Raw genomic sequence first — 1,350 nt, 5'->3', positions numbered from 1 at the left:
GCACTTTGCGAAACTAATGCCGAGTCGCTGGCAATGGCTTGCGACGTGGTACTCAAGCTGGTCTGGGCACTGGCGATTCCGGAAAGCTCACTGGCTTCCGAATTCGAGGTGGCACTGGCGCTGATGGAAGCTACCGTTGAAGCGTCAGCCGACGCGCTAGTTTGAGCGTTACTCAAGCTAGTTTCGGCGCTAGTTTGAACGGATTGTAAGCTGGCATCAGATGCGGAAGCTTGGCTCCGGTCGGTCGAAACACTAGCCGACTGGCTGGCCGCTTCACTGGCCGAAACTTCGGATTGCGAAGCCGCGGCACTTTGTGAAGCATCCAGTTGCGAAGCTTCGGAAGCTGAAGTGGCACTGGCTTCGGAGTTCACGATGGAAGTGCTGGTGCTCTGTTCGGACCAAGTAGATACGGCTTCAGATTCGGACAAGGACTGTTGACTCAAACTGGTCAACGACTCTTGCGTGCTGTCGTCCGGTTCGGAACCTTCATCGCTCAAGCTTTGCAGTGACTTAGAGATTTCGGCGGATTGACTGGCTTCAGAAGCACTGGTGTTGCTTACGCTCAAGTTGGACAAGCTGCCCAAGGATTGCGAAGCAGTGGACCAAACGCTCTCATCAGCACTATTCCGGGCACTCAGACTCGTTTCAGATTCGGACAAGGAAGCTTGGATGCTACCGTCATCAACGGACCGTTGACTCAAGCTCATGTCGCTCTCAGAGATTTCAGTTGAAACTAGGCTCAACGAATTGTCATCCGATTCACTCTGACTGTTAAAGGTCGAAGTGCTTGCGGACTGACTTGCTGAAACAATCGCGGAAGCCTTGGCCGATTCACTGGCCACTTGACTCTCAACAATCGAGGTCGACTGACTAGCCGACGTATTAGCCGAATCACTCGCCGAAGCGTGGGCCGCTGACTCACTGGCCGATTGTTGACTCAACGAATTCATCGAAGCCGAAGCACTAGCCGAAACGACACTCATGCTGGCTTCAGATTCGGAGGTGATTGACGTTGAAACGCTGCCGGAATCTGCCCGATCACTGACACTTGCTTCCGAACCAGAAATCTCGGAAATCAGAGTCGTCGTGGACTTGGAAAGTTCACTGATACTGTTCAGCGATTGTGACAATTGCGACGTTGACGCGTCACTCAGACTAGCGGCACTTTGCGAAACCAGAGCGGAATCACTCGCAATGGCTTGCGACGTGGTACTCAGGCTGGTTTGCGCACTGGCAATTTCGGAAAGCTCACTGGCTTCCGAATTTGAAGTGGCACTAGCACTGATGGAAGCTACCGCTGAAGCGTCAGCCGAAGCGCTAGTTTGGGCATTACTCAAGCTAGTTTCGGCG

1 pseudogene is annotated in these 1,350 nt (G+C 53.3%); it reads right to left on the bottom strand.

Annotated elements, in window-relative coordinates:
* A pseudogene (locus tag FD38_RS13170) lies at positions 1-1,350 on the bottom strand (hypothetical protein); the annotation flags it as partial.

This window comes from Levilactobacillus zymae DSM 19395 (assembly GCF_001434115.1).
GTDB lineage: Bacteria > Bacillota > Bacilli > Lactobacillales > Lactobacillaceae > Levilactobacillus > Levilactobacillus zymae.
The sequence above is the reverse complement of the archived record's forward strand: the minus strand, read 5'-3'. Positions and strand labels throughout refer to the sequence as shown.